Consider the following 376-nt stretch of genomic DNA (forward strand, 5'->3'; position numbering starts at 1 on the left):
AGATGGGCCTGCGGCGCATTAGCTAGTTGGTGGGGTAACGGCTCACCAAGGCGACGATGCGTAGCCGACCTGAGAGGGTGAACGGCCACACTGGGACTGAGACACGGCCCAGACTCCTACGGGAGGCAGCAGTAGGGAATCTTCCGCAATGGACGAAAGTCTGACGGAGCAACGCCGCGTGAGTGATGAAGGTTTTCGGATCGTAAAGCTCTGTTGCCAGGGAAGAACGTCCGGTAGAGTAACTGCTACCGGAGTGACGGTACCTGAGAAGAAAGCCCCGGCTAACTACGTGCCAGCAGCCGCGGTAATACGTAGGGGGCAAGCGTTGTCCGGAATTATTGGGCGTAAAGCGCGCGCAGGCGGCCATTTAAGTTTG

The 376-nt window shown here is 58.2% G+C and carries 1 rRNA gene; it reads left to right on the forward strand.

What is annotated here, in order from left to right:
• Nucleotides 1–376 (forward strand): 16S ribosomal RNA (locus KJS65_RS29550); the annotation flags it as partial.

The organism is Paenibacillus sp. J23TS9, from assembly GCF_018403225.1.
Lineage (GTDB): Bacteria > Bacillota > Bacilli > Paenibacillales > Paenibacillaceae > Paenibacillus_AQ.